The organism is Chromobacterium sphagni, from assembly GCF_001855555.1.
Lineage (GTDB): Bacteria > Pseudomonadota > Gammaproteobacteria > Burkholderiales > Chromobacteriaceae > Chromobacterium > Chromobacterium sphagni.
Genome location: NZ_MKCT01000099.1, coordinates 1 through 1,533, shown reverse-complemented (window position 1 = coordinate 1,533; position 1,533 = coordinate 1). Strand labels below are relative to the sequence as shown.

Below are 1,533 nucleotides of genomic sequence, written 5' to 3'. Positions count from 1 at the left end.
AACAGCGCCATCGGCACCAGCAGCAGCAATACCATGCAGCAGGTGACGGTGGCCGCCATCGGCCAGTCCATATTGTTGAAGAACTCGTCCCACATCACCCGGCCTATCATCAGCGTGTCCGAGCCGCCCAGCAGCTCCGGAATCACGTACTCGCCCACCGCCGGGATGAACACCAGGAGGCTGCCGGCGATGATGCCGTTCTTGGACAAGGGCAGCGTCACCTGCCAGAAGGCGCGCCACGGCCTGGCGCCCAGATCGTAGGCCGCCTCCAGCAGCGTCAGGTCCATTTTCACCAGGTGGGCGTACAACGGCATGATCATGAATGGCAGGTAGGAAAACACCATGCCGATATAGACGCCCCAATTAGTGTGGTAGAGGTGCAGCGGGCTGTCTATCACCCGCAGCCACAGCAGGAACTGATTGAGAAAGCCGTCGTTCTTTCAGGATGCCTATCCAGGCGTACACCCCGGATCAGGTAGGAAGTCCAGAACGGCAGCATCACCATCATCATCAGCGTGTTGCGCGTCGCGCCCTCGGCGCGGGGCGATGTAGTAAGCCATCGGGTAGCCGATCAGCAGGCACAGCACGGTGGAAATGAAGGCCATCTTCACCGAGCTGACATAGGTGGCGAAGTACAGATCGTCGGTGAACATGAAGCGGTAGTGGCTGATGTTCAACGCGATGGTGTAAACGTCGTTCTCCAGCTTGACCAGCGGCGTGTACGGCGGGATGCCCAGCTGCTGCTGGGAGAAGCTGATGCCCACCACCAGCAGGAAGGGCAGCAGAAAAAAGATGAACAGAAACAGGAAGGGCACGCCGATCACGGCCCCCTGCCCGACGGCAGCAAGCAATTCCAATCCAGGGTTTTCATTTGGCGGCACCACGACACCGGCTAACCGGCGCTCCGAACATTCGTCCCCATCGACGGGAAAACGCCCCGTCGACACCATGCGTCCCGCCACTACCGCCGGCGGGCAATGCCCCACGGATGTCCGGCCGTCCCGGCGGACCGGGCGGCGGATCGGATTGTGATTATGGTGGCCGGGCGGCGGCGCCGCCCGGCGGAGCGAAAGATCAGCGGCCGGTTTTCAGCTGCGTCCACAAGCGGTTTGCAGCCGCATGATGTCAGGCGGCAAGGGCTTCAATAGAAACAGTGTCTTCATCACCGATTCCGGCGGATAGATGGTGGGATCGCTGGCGATCTCCGGCTTGACGAACTTGCGCGCCGCCGCGTTCACCGTCGGGTAGAACACCTCGTCGGTGATGGCCGCGTTCACTTGCGGCGTTTCGATGTAGTTGATCCATTGCAGCGCCTGCTCCGGATGCGGGGCGTCCTTGGGATCACCATCACGTCGAACCAGATCGGCGCGCCGGACTTGGGAATCACATAGGCCAGCTGATAGCTGCGCTTGGCCTCGGCGGCGCGGTGCTTGGCGATGTTGACGTCGCCGGACCAACCCAGCGCCATGCAGATGTCGCCGTTGGCCAGATCGTTGATGTAGCCGGAGGAATTGAACTGGGTGATATAGGGGC

General features: G+C 61.5%; 1 protein-coding gene and 2 pseudogenes. All 3 read right to left on the bottom strand.

The genetic code is table 11. From position 1 onward, the window contains the following. Positions 1 to 857: pseudogene (locus BI344_RS22405) on the bottom strand (ABC transporter permease subunit); the annotation flags it as partial. A 231-nt stretch (positions 858 to 1,088) separates the two neighbouring features. Then, entirely contained in the window at positions 1,089 to 1,277 is a 189-nt protein-coding gene (locus BI344_RS25055; protein WP_206600468.1) for a hypothetical protein, read from the bottom strand. After that, positions 1,274 to 1,533: pseudogene (locus BI344_RS25050) on the bottom strand (hypothetical protein); the annotation flags it as partial. The gene BI344_RS25055 and the pseudogene BI344_RS25050, both read right to left, overlap by 4 nt.